The sequence below is a fragment of the Nocardiopsis sp. NPDC055551 genome, assembly GCF_053619415.1.
This window is the reverse complement of record NZ_JBSHJJ010000037.1, coordinates 1-1,044: the sequence shown is the minus strand read 5'-3', so window position 1 is coordinate 1,044 and position 1,044 is coordinate 1. Positions and strand designations below refer to the sequence as shown.

The window sequence follows — 1,044 nt, the reverse complement described above, 5'->3', positions numbered from 1 at the left end:
AAAATGTGCGCGAGCAACCTAATTATCTGCAGCGGACAAGCCCTCGGCCTATTAGTACCGGTCAGCTCCACCCCTCACAGGGCTTCCACACCCGGCCTATCAACCCCGTCGTCTACAGGGGGCCTTACCCTCTCAAAGGAGGCAGGAGACCTCATCTCGAAGCAAGCTTCCCGCTTAGATGCTTTCAGCGGTTATCAATCCCGAACGTAGCAAACCAGCCATGCCCTTGGCAGAACAACTGGCACACCAGAGGTTCGTCCGTCCCGGTCCTCTCGTACTAGGGACAGCCCTTCTCAAGTCTCCAACGCGCACAGCGGATAGGGACCGAACTGTCTCACGACGTTCTAAACCCAGCTCGCGTGCCGCTTTAATGGGCGAACAGCCCAACCCTTGGGACCAACTCCAGCCCCAGGATGCGACGAGCCGACATCGAGGTGCCAAACCATCCCGTCGATATGGACTCTTGGGGAAGATCAGCCTGTTATCCCCGGGGTACCTTTTAGCCGTTGAGCGACACCGCTTCCACACGCCGGTGCCGGATCACTAGTCCCAGCTTTCGCTCCTGCTCGACACGTCCGTCTCACAGTCAAGCTCCCTTGTGCACTTACACTCAACACCTGATTACCAACCAGGCTGAGGGAACCTTTGGGCGCCTCCGTTACACTTTAGGAGGCAACCGCCCCAGTTAAACTACCCACCAGACACTGTCCCCGAACCGGATCACGGTCCAAAGTTAGATGCCCGAAACAGTCAGAGTGGTATTTCACCAACGCCTCCGCCGCCACTAGCGTGACAACATCACCGGCTCCCACCTATCCTACACAAACCATCCCAAACACCAATGTCAAGCTATAGTGAAGGTCCCGGGGTCTTTCCGTCCTGCTGCGCGAAACGAGCATCTTTACTCGTAGTGCAATTTCACCGGGCCCATGGTTGAGACAGTGGGGAAGTCGTTACGCCATTCGTGCAGGTCGGAACTTACCCGACAAGGAATTTCGCTACCTTAGGATGGTTATAGTTACCACCGCCGTTTACTGGCGCTTA

Annotated in this window: 1 rRNA gene; it reads right to left on the bottom strand. The window is 56.3% G+C overall.

Annotation, left to right across the window (positions count from 1 at the left end):
* Window positions 1-31 precede the first annotated feature (31 nt).
* Window positions 32-1,044 (bottom strand): 23S ribosomal RNA (locus ACWGSK_RS27615); the annotation flags it as partial.